Source organism: Aquabacterium sp. A08 (assembly GCF_011742065.1).
Window position 1 is genome coordinate 1 of the sequence record NZ_JAAQQT010000658.1, and the last position, 9,019, is coordinate 9,019.

Consider the following 9,019-nt stretch of genomic DNA (forward strand, 5'->3'; position numbering starts at 1 on the left):
GTTCTGCGCCTGAAAGGGCCAAAAGTTGACACGGTCAATCCGGCCCCCTCTCCGGAAATAAGGGCATGGGCGACCAAGGAGCACGCCCTGCGTCAATCTGATTACACTGCTACCCCACGACGCGCACGGGGCTTGCCTGTGCCGCACAACCTGTTCTGCCGATGTTCGATGCCATTCATGGAGTTTTCTGCAGGATGAACAGGGCCTCGGCGTTCAGGCATCTGCTGGTGGTGGCCCTGCTGGCATGGCTTTTGGCCTGGGCGAGCGCTGCCCAGGCCCAGGACCACATCGTCGAGCGCCACTGGTTGGAGGATCCCTCTGGGCAGAAGAACTGGCCAGAAGTTCAGCAATCACCCACCCAGGCGTTCAAGGGCACCCTCAGCCGTGGCTATGGGCGCTCGGTGATCTGGCTCAAGCTGCGCATCGATCCTGGCGTTTCTGCCCGAAAGGGGGTGGACGCCGATCGCCTGGTCTTGCGCATCCGCCCGGTTTACCTGGATGAGGTTCGGCTCTTCGATCCTCTGGTGGGCGGTGCGGTGGCCCATGTGACCGGAGACTTGCAGCATCCTCGCGGCGATGAGTTCGAAAGCCTGGACTTCACAATACCCATCGCCAGGGGGGAGGCCCCCCGCGACATTTGGCTGAGCCTGCGTTCGACCAGCACCCGACAGATCCACGTCGAGGCGCTGAATGTGGACGACCTGATACGCCAGACGCAGCGCCAGGCGATCTTTTTTGCGGGCTACATCGGCTTGGTGGCCGTTCTGGCGCTGTGGGCCATCCTGCAGGCGGTCTTTAGCCGAGAACCCGTCATCTCGGCCTTTGCCCTGGCCCAGGTGACGTCGTTGAGTTACGCCGTCGTCTCGTCGGGCTATTTGCGGTCGGTCTGGCCCGCCCAATGGCCGGCCGGGTGGATAGACCAGTCCTCGAGTTTGCTCAGCATAGTCTCGGTCAGCTCGGCGGTGCTGTTCCATGTCCTGCTGCTCAGGGAGTTTTCGCCGCCGAGGTGGGCCACGCGTCTGCACCTGGTCTTGCTCGGGATTTTTCCGATCAAGTTGGTGTTGTACGCATCGGGCATGGTGTCCGCGGCACTCCATCTCAACCTCAGTGAAGTAACCTGGTCGCCCTTCATTTTCCTGTTGTCGGTGTACCTGGCCACAGGCTGGCAGGCCGCCACGCCACAGCGGCCCGCCATGGCCCGGCCGGTGGTGCTCCTGTTTTACGTCGTGCTGGTGATCACGCTGATGTTTGCCGCCTTGCCCGGACTGGGCTTGATCTCCGGTTCGGAGATGACGCTTTACATCATACAAACCCACATCCTGATCACCGCCTTGCTCATCCTGGTGATGCTGCAGTACCGCAGCCACACCAAGCGCCAGCAGCAGCGCAGCACCGAGATGGCCCTGCACCTTACCCAACTGCAGGCCCAGCAAGAGCGCGAGGTCAGGGAAGAGCAGGGGCGGCTTCTGGCCATGCTGGCCCACGAACTCAAGACCCCCCTGGCCGCCATCCTCATGCGCCTGGATCAGAGCGAGACCGGCCGAGAGATCAAGCAGTCCATCGGCGACATGAACAGGGTCATCGACCGGTGCCTGCACGCCACCCAGGTCAGCGACGGACAACTCCAGGCGCGGCATGTGACGGTGGATGTGTGCGAGCTCATCCGAAAGGCCATCGCCGGCGTCTCCTGCCCTGGCCGGATCGGCTTCTCGGCCGCCCAGCCTTGCCTGGTTTCAACGGACCCACAGCTGTTGCTGATTGCGCTGAACAACCTCCTCGAGAACGCCTGCAAATACGCGCACACCGACGGCCCCATCGAGGTCGAGCTCCAGCGCCCTGCCCAAGGGGCTGTCCTGCACATCACGGTGCGCAACCCACCTGGGGTTGCGGGGTGGCCCGATCCCGACCAGGTGTTCCACAAGTACTACCGCTCCACCCAGGCCCGGCGCCAATCGGGCACCGGCCTGGGCTTGTACCTGGTCAGGAATCTGATGCGCGCCCTGGCTGGTGATGTCCGTTATGTCCCCGACGAGCGTTGGATCCGTTTTGTTCTGAGCTTGCCGTCAGGCTCTGCTGCTCCAGGCGAACGACCGTTTCCATGATCTGGTGCGCGGCCTGCAGGATGTCGCGGACACATTCGTGCTGTCCAGGGCTCAGGTTGGGGTCGCATTCCAGCAATTGACCGAACCCCAGGATGGCGTTCATGGGCGCACGCAATGCCTGAGCCAGTGACCTCTGAATGGCGTCATCTCCTGTGGGGGGAGTGCCTGAGTGGCCGGATGGCTGGCCCAACGTGGGGGCTGGGGCGGTGCCGGGCTGCACAGCCTTCATGGCCGCGACAACCGAAGCTGCTGCGGTGACGAAGCGGCGATGCGGAACACCCCCACCTCCGCCAGCAGCGTCTGGGCCTGTTGTTGAAGGCTCTGCGCGGCCGCTGCCATTTCCTCCACCAGCGCCGCGTTCTGTTGGGTAGCCTGGTCCATGTGGGCGATCGCCTCGGTGGCCTGTTGCACGCCGTGGCTTTGCTCCAAGCTCGCTTCGCTGATCTTGGTCATCAACGCGCTGGCTTCTTTCACGGTCTGGACGATCTCGCCCATGTTCGCCTCGGCGCGGCCCACCAGCTCGCCACCGAGCTTCACCCGCTGGCCGCTGTTGTCAATGAGGACGCGGATTTCTTTGGCCGCGTGCGCGCTGCGCTGGGCCAGGCTGCGCACTTCACCGGCGACGACCGCAAAACCACGCCCTTGCTCGCCGGCCCTGGCCGCCTCGACGGCCGCGTTGAGCGCCAGGATGTTGGTCTGGAACGCCAGGCTGTCGATGGTGGCGGTGATGTCGTTGATTTGCCGGCTGCTGTCGGCGATGGCGGCCATCGTCGCGGTCACTTCGTTCATCACGCGTTGGCCGCGCTGCGCCAGTTCGGTGGCATGCACCACCATGGCGCTCGCGCTCTGGCTGCTTTGAGAGTTGTGGCCGATGGTGCTGCTGAGCTCCTCCATGGAGGCCGCGGTCTGCTCCAAGGCGCTGGCTTGCTGCTCCGTGCGCCGTGACAGGTCGTGGTTGCCCGAGGCAATTTCCGCACTGGCATTGGCCACTTGCTCGGCGGTTTGTCTCACGCCTGCCACCGAGGTTTCCAGTCGCTGGGTCATCAGGCGCAGCGAGTGCAGGGTGCTGCGCTCGTCCCCCGCCCGTGTGCGGATCGCGACGGTGAGGTCACCGGCGGCCACCGCCTCGACCACCTGCTTGAGCACGGCCGGGTCGCCGCCAAGTTCGCGGGTGACCACACGCAGGTACGCCGTCAAGCCCAGGAGGCCCGCAGCGATCAGCAGCACGGCCACCACCACCACGTTGCGGTCCAGGAGCGAAAGCTCGGTGATTTCGGTGATCCGCTGGGACAGGGCCTCACTCTGACGGGATTTTTCCGCGGCGAGCGGGGCCAGCAGCCGGTTGCGGCTGGGGATGGTCTGGTCGACCAGAAAGGCAAACGCCTCTTCACGCTGGCCGGCCACGATCAGGGCCACGTTCTGCTCGGCCACCTGCCAGAAGGTGTTCATCAGTGCGGGCAGTGGCGCAAAGGCGGCGCGTCCCGCCTCGTCTGTCATGCCCTGTCCGAAGCGGTCCAGGGTTTGCTGCAGCATGGCTTTTTTGGCGGCAATGTCTTGCAGCGTGGTGTTGAGTTCCTGCTCGTCGCGCGACAGGATGGCGTGGCGCAGTTGCAGCGAGGACCGGGTGACGTTGAGCTCCAACTCGCCAATCAGGCCAAGTTGAGGGACGTTGACCTGGTTGATGCGGTCCGCTGCGTCGACCACTTTGCCCATCATGACCCAGACCGTGACGGCCGTGACCGTCATCAAGGTGAGCAGCACGGCGCTAGACAGCAGCAGTCGCTGGGCAAGGGTCAGACGGCGCATGGGGACCTTCGTGGAGCAGGGGGTTCAGGGAAAGAGCACAGATTCGGTCACCGGGGCATGGACCACGATTGCGGTGTGTGGACCGCAAAGCACGGCGTGTGCAAGCCCCGGCGCAGCATTCACGGCTTGTTGTCTGGGGCCAGGGGGGCGGCCATTGGGCACAGGCGCCTGGCCTTGCGCGAGCGCTCGGCCAGGGTGGAGACGACCCCAACCAGGTTCACCGGTGTGACCGGTTTGAGCAGGAAATAATCGCCGCCGGCGTTCAAGGCCTGCAGCTGCAGGTCCAGCTCCTCCTCGCTGGAGAGGAACAGAATGGGGGTCTGGATCAGCGCCGCCTCTTGTCTCAAGACAGCCGCCAGTTCTATGCCGTTCACCTCCGGCATGTACATGTCGAGCACGACCACGTCGGGCCGGTAGCTGTGGACAGCCTCCAGCAGTTGCAGCGGCTGTCTGAGCGTGAGCACATCCAGGCCGATGTTGGTCAGCATCTGGGCGTGGTGCCGCAGGGTGACGGCGGAGTCGTCCACGATCAGGACCCGGTGTGGGCGCCGTCTCTGGTGACTCAGCCATTCGTCCAGTGCCGCGCAGAGGTCCACCGGTGGCAAGGGCCAAAGCAGGTGTCTGGTCACGCCGGCGCGCACGCTGGTCAGCCGCGCTTGGATGTCGGTCTGGTCGCACACGGCGACCAGTTCTCTGAACGCCCCGAGTTGCGCCCGCAACGTGACCAGCCCGTCCCGATCCCTCAGCAGGTGGGGGTGCATGACCAGCACGGCCGCCAGCGGGGTGTGGGCCAGCGACTGACCCAGTTCCGTCGTGTTCGTGAAGGCTTCGCAGTCGTAGCCGTGACCGATGAGCGCCTCCACCAGCGCTGAGACGTCTTGTGCGTCATGGCACAGCAGGCCAATGCGCTCCGGGGAGGTCGTGGGGGTGTCGCAAGCAGGCAGAGGCAAGGGCGAGAGCATGGGGATATGGGGCAGGAGGCGGCTCACTCTCGGCTGCTGGGGCACGGATTGGGGCGATTTGCCCAGGCATGGGACTGGCGGCAGCACATCCAGAGTGGATGTCTAGGACAATAAGGGTGCGCGTCTGTCCCAGCCCTACAGAAACCCTACCTCAGGGCCACGGCAGCCCTGGCCTCAGTAACACTGCAGGTCGAGATCGAGGCGGTAGCCGTAGCCCCTGACGGGCGGTATCGCCCCGGTGGGAGCCCCGACCCGGTGCAGTTTCTGCCGCAGCCGGACCATGCGGACCTCCAGCGAGGCTTTGGAGTAGGTCTCTGGATCGACGCCGATCATGTGCATGATCTGCCAGGTTTCCAGCCGCCGCGACTTGGCTCGGCTCAGTCCGGTCAGCGTGCTCAATTCGCTTTCGGACAGCGTCTCGGTGCCGTTGGGGCCGTGCAGTGTGCGCGTGGCCAACTCCACGCGGAACGCGCTGGCCTGGGGCAGGCCGGTGGCAGGCCTCGGGGCGTCGAGGCGTCGCCCCAGCGTGCACACGGCCGCCAGCAGTTCGGCCGGGTCCACCGGTTTGGGCAGGTAAATGTCGGCCCCGCTTTCGTAGCCAGCCAGTTTGTCATCCACCTGGCCCCTGGCCGTCACCATGATGATCCCAACGTAGGGCTGCGCCGCGCGCAGGCGCCGGGACAGGCTCAGTCCGTCTTCGCCAGGCAGGTTCAGGTCGATCAGGTACAGGTCGGGTGCCGGGTCCAGCGGCATGTCATCGATGTCTTCGGCGCAGACCAGCCCGCTGGCCCGGTGCCCGTTGCGGTTGAGCATTTGCACCGTGGCATGGCGCAGGCTGTCGTTGTCTTCGATCACCAGGATGTTCATGCCGAGGGCTCCGAGGCATCCAGCGGCAACCAGCAGACAAAGCGGATGTGTGTGGAGGTCGGCACGTAGTCGATGTGTCCACCCAGCAGACGGGCCAGGCCGGCGATCAGGAACAGCCCCAGACCCGCGCCGATCTGGCGGTGCGCGTGCGGCGCCCGGTAGTACTTCACAAACAACTGCTCCGGATCGGGCCAGCCCGCGGTGCCTGGCTCGTTGATGACCTGGACGGTCCAGCCCGGGGTGCCCGCGCGGCTGTCTGTGCCGGTCAGTACCCGGATGCGACTCTGCCGGGGGCTGTACTTCGCCGCGTTGTCGATCAGGTTGTCCAGGATCGTGCGCAGCATGGGTGGGTCACTGTTCAAGGGCGGGGATGCTGCCTCGCACGTCAGGTCCAGCCGGGCGTGCCACCGGCTTTCCGTGATCGCGCGCTGCACCAGCGCCACAGCGTCGCACGCCTCCAGCCGAGGCAGGAGGCGGTTGTCGCCCAGCTGTCCCGACTGGATGCACCGCTCAATGACGTCGTTCATGTCGCGAACCGCGCGGCTGATCTCGGCGCCGTCCTGGCGCTGGACCGTCTCGGCCAGCATGCCGATGGCGGCCAACGGCGTCTTGAGCTCGTGCGCCAACATGGCGAACAGCTTTTCTTGCTCTTCGCGCTGGCTGCGTTCCCGCTCGACCTGCTGCTGGGCCAGGGCGGCCATCCGGACCAGTTCGTCGTTGGCCTCCTTCAAGGCCTGGTTGATGCGCTCGGTTTCGGTCTGGGCGGACAAGAGCGCCTGTTCGTAGCGCTTGCGGGCGTCGATGTCTCGGGTGGTGCCGTACATCATCAGGCGGTCACTGTCGGCATGGTGCCGGAAGTTGGTCAGCACCTCGGTCCACAGCGGCGTTCCGTCCGACTTGAGCTGTTCGATCTCATCGATAAAGTGGGTGTCTTCGTTGATGCGCCCCGACCTGAACGCCTGGGCCCTGGTTCGCACAAGTTCGAGCGTCTGTTCGCGCTGAGTGGGCGGCAGCCATGCACCGAGTGTTTGCTCCATGACCTGTCCTGGGGGGTATCCGAGCATGTGGTGGACGTGGGGGCTGACGTACTGGAATTTCAGGCTGTCCACATCGAGTGCCCAAACCACCTCGCGCAGGCTTTCGAGCAGATGCAAGTGGTCGACGGGATCAACGCCCGGTGCAGGCCTGGCGTCCGAAGCGGGATGTTTGCAAGACATGGCTCCAAGTCATGCATTTGGTTGAAGAATACGGTGCTGTGCCCCTCAAATGCCTACGTAAATCCTACTCTGTTCACGATGGCTGGGTCCAGTTTGTGCCGGTTCGGTGTGGGTGCATTCCTTGTCCTGGATATCTCCCAAACGGGGAAAGGGACAATTCCCCTGCACGTCCGACGGCCTGAGCAATGGTTTGCGCGCACCCGTCGCCAGCCTGTCCAGGCGCTCACCCACATCAACCGCACCCCAGCATGGCCTGGTATCACACAGACGCCCCGTGCGAACAACCTATCGAATACCGCAGACGCCTCCTTCAAGCCGAAATCGAAGCCCAGGCTCAACGTCCGCGTTGAAGGAGCCCACCAAGATGAAACTTGAGCACTGGACGTGCGATGCCGGCGGCGATTCGGTGGCGGTGCTCAACGTGCCCGCCGCACTGCACCGATCCCGCACCTTCGACATCGACGTGAGCCTGGAAGTCAAGGCGGCGGCCACTGAACCCCACCCCTGGCACGAACTGGTGTTCGAGATCGACGGTCGCCGCCAGTGGGGCCGGCGCATCGACAGCCACTGCCCGGCCGACGGACTGGATTACCACTGCCGCCTCACGGTTGAGTCGGATCAGGAGTTGCGGTTGCGGGCCATTGCTCAGACCCAGGGGGCGCGCATTCACCGGCTGGTGATCGAGGCCACCGAGGTGGTGTGACGGCTGTGGCAAAGTGTCGTTGTCTTGGCACAGGCCAGCACGCAACCCACAAGCACAACACCTCCAGGGAGTCCACCATGAAGTCCAAGCTCATCGGCGCACTGGCCGTCACGATTGGTATGGCCACCGGCGGCTACTGGTACTACTCGCCTTACCTGGCGGTCCAAGCCACCCAGGAAGCGGCAGACACTGGCAATGCCGATGCCTTCAACGAACGGGTGGACTACCCCAAACTGCGCGAGAGCTTCAAAGGCCAAATGGGTGCCTTCGTCCTCGAGTCCACCGGCCAAGGGATGAGCGGGGCCGAATCGTTCGGCGCCATGCTGGGTCTGGCCCTGGTCAACCAGATGGTCGATGCGGTCATGCGCCCCGAGATGGTCATGAACCTGATGCAGGCCCGCAAGCTCCAGCTGGGCCAAGGCGGGAACAGCCCCGGCGCGCAAGAGCCCGGTCACCCGTCCGGCCAGACACCAGTCCCGGCCGAGAAGCCCAGAAAGATCGAGTGGACCTTCGAGCGCGCCAGCGTAGACAAGCTGATTGCCTACGGCCGCGAACCCGGGGTGGGCGCGGACGATCCGCAGCCCGGCTTCGTCGTCGAGCGCAGCGGGTTTGCCGATTGGAAGCTGACCGAGATCCGGCTGGTGCTGGAGTGACACAGGTACACCCACACCCATTCCCCAGAGCCTGGACACGATGAACGGCACCTACCTCGTCACCCCTTACGCCGAGAAGGATCAGGTCAAGGCCCTGGGCGCGCGCTGGGACGCGGGCCGCCGTCAATGGTACGTGCCCGAAGGCCGCGACCTGGCCCCTTTCGCCACCTGGTTGCCAGCCGACCTTCGAGCGCAGCACGTGGCTTCGGCAGAGAGCCTGCCCGCCGTCGCCACACCCAGCTCAGCGTCTTCACCCGCAATGAGCCTGCCCACCGGCAAAGGTATTCCCCTGTCCCGCCTGCTCTCAGGCGTGTCCCAGGCCGTGGCCGCTGCCTACCGCGAAGGCGTCTGGACCCTGGTCGAGGTGGTGGACGCCCGCCTGCGCAACGGCCACGTCTACCTCGAAGTCTCCGAGCGCGACGAGCGTGGGGTGGTCATTGCGAAATCCAACGCCGCCATCTGGGCCAACCAGGCCGAACGCATCCTGCCTGCCTTCGAACAAGCCACCGGCGCCCAGGTCGGACCGGGCATCAAACTGCTGGTGCGCGCCCGCCCGGTCTTCAAGCCCCAGTACGGCTTCAGCCTGGAGATCGACGCCATCGACGCCGACTACACCCTGGGAGACCTGGAAGCCCGCAAGCGCGAGATCCGCGAGCGGCTGCAGCGCGAAGGGCTGATCGACCAGAACAAGGCGCTGGCAACCCCGTGG

General features: G+C 65.0%; 9 protein-coding genes. 5 read left to right on the forward strand and 4 right to left on the reverse strand.

Annotated elements, in window-relative coordinates; genetic code table 11:
• Together HA630_RS22505 and HA630_RS15360 are read left to right on the forward strand one after the other, a co-directional pair.
• On the forward strand, positions 1-198 hold a 198-nt coding region (locus HA630_RS22505), incomplete at its 5' end, for a hypothetical protein (RefSeq protein WP_208300106.1).
• The gene (locus HA630_RS15360) at positions 162-2,102 is read left to right on the forward strand and encodes an ATP-binding protein (protein ID WP_166834300.1); all 1,941 of its coding nucleotides are present in this window, start codon (positions 162-164) and stop codon (positions 2,100-2,102) included. The genes HA630_RS22505 and HA630_RS15360, both read left to right, overlap by 37 nt.
• Positions 2,103-2,327: 225 nt before the next feature.
• Here HA630_RS15360 and HA630_RS15365 read toward each other — a convergent pair whose 3' ends face one another.
• From HA630_RS15365 to HA630_RS15380, 4 genes are all read right to left on the reverse strand, one after another.
• Positions 2,328-3,908, reverse strand: a complete 1,581-nt coding sequence (locus HA630_RS15365; protein ID WP_166834302.1) for a methyl-accepting chemotaxis protein — start codon at positions 3,906-3,908, stop codon at positions 2,328-2,330.
• A 119-nt stretch (positions 3,909-4,027) separates the two neighbouring features.
• On the reverse strand, positions 4,028-4,870 hold the full coding sequence (locus HA630_RS15370) for a PleD family two-component system response regulator (protein ID WP_166834304.1): 843 nt from the start codon (positions 4,868-4,870) through the stop codon (positions 4,028-4,030).
• Between the two features lie 174 nt (positions 4,871-5,044).
• Positions 5,045-5,737: a response regulator transcription factor gene (locus tag HA630_RS15375; protein WP_166834305.1), complete on the reverse strand. Its 693-nt coding sequence runs from the start codon at positions 5,735-5,737 to the stop codon at positions 5,045-5,047.
• Positions 5,734-6,891: an ATP-binding protein gene (locus tag HA630_RS15380; protein ID WP_166834307.1), complete on the reverse strand. Its 1,158-nt coding sequence runs from the start codon at positions 6,889-6,891 to the stop codon at positions 5,734-5,736. The genes HA630_RS15375 and HA630_RS15380 overlap by 4 nt, the downstream gene beginning before the upstream one ends.
• Positions 6,892-7,318: 427 nt before the next feature.
• Here HA630_RS15380 and HA630_RS15385 point away from each other — a divergent pair, with 427 nt between their 5' ends.
• From HA630_RS15385 to HA630_RS15395, 3 genes are all read left to right on the forward strand, one after another.
• Positions 7,319-7,657, forward strand: a complete 339-nt coding sequence (locus HA630_RS15385) for a hypothetical protein (protein ID WP_166835807.1) — start codon at positions 7,319-7,321, stop codon at positions 7,655-7,657.
• 77 nt (positions 7,658-7,734) lie between these two features.
• Complete coding sequence (locus HA630_RS15390; RefSeq protein ID WP_166835809.1) at positions 7,735-8,310, forward strand: DUF2939 domain-containing protein; 576 nt, start codon at positions 7,735-7,737, stop codon at positions 8,308-8,310.
• A 40-nt stretch (positions 8,311-8,350) separates the two neighbouring features.
• Positions 8,351-9,019 (forward strand): exodeoxyribonuclease VII large subunit (locus tag HA630_RS15395; RefSeq protein ID WP_243855480.1); only part of this gene is annotated, 669 nt, incomplete at its 3' end.

Coding starts and splice junctions, on each gene's coding strand:
- HA630_RS15360 (WP_166834300.1), top strand. CDS start 162: ATGTTCGATGCCATTCATGGAGTTTTCTGCAGGATGAACAGGGCCTCG.
- HA630_RS15365 (WP_166834302.1), bottom strand. CDS start 3,908: ATGCGCCGTCTGACCCTTGCCCAGCGACTGCTGCTGTCTAGCGCCGTG.
- HA630_RS15370 (WP_166834304.1), bottom strand. CDS start 4,870: ATGCTCTCGCCCTTGCCTCTGCCTGCTTGCGACACCCCCACGACCTCC.
- HA630_RS15375 (WP_166834305.1), bottom strand. CDS start 5,737: ATGAACATCCTGGTGATCGAAGACAACGACAGCCTGCGCCATGCCACG.
- HA630_RS15385 (WP_166835807.1), top strand. CDS start 7,319: ATGAAACTTGAGCACTGGACGTGCGATGCCGGCGGCGATTCGGTGGCG.
- HA630_RS15390 (WP_166835809.1), top strand. CDS start 7,735: ATGAAGTCCAAGCTCATCGGCGCACTGGCCGTCACGATTGGTATGGCC.